The sequence below is a fragment of the Burkholderia sp. Ac-20392 genome, from assembly GCF_017104585.1.
Taxonomy (GTDB): Bacteria; Pseudomonadota; Gammaproteobacteria; order Burkholderiales; family Burkholderiaceae; genus Burkholderia; species Burkholderia lata.
Window position 1 is genome coordinate 1 of record NZ_JAAGPB010001196.1, and the last position, 202, is coordinate 202.

Genomic DNA, 202 nt, shown 5'->3' on the forward strand with positions numbered 1-202 from the left:
GCTCTGACGCGTCCGCGACCAGCGCATTGGCTTGCGCTGCGTGCTCGGCGCTCTGCTGCACGGCGGCGGTGATCTGTTCCATGCTGGCTGCGGTCTGTTCGACGCTGCTCGCCTGCGTCGCGATCCGCGCGGCGATGTCGCCGCTGCCGGCTGCAATGTCGACCGTGCCGCGCGCGATGTCGGCGGAGCTGTTGCGCACCTG

1 pseudogene is annotated in these 202 nt (G+C 70.8%); it reads right to left on the reverse strand.

The features are described 5' to 3' along the window. Positions 1–202: pseudogene (locus G3N99_RS41570) on the reverse strand (methyl-accepting chemotaxis protein); the annotation flags it as partial.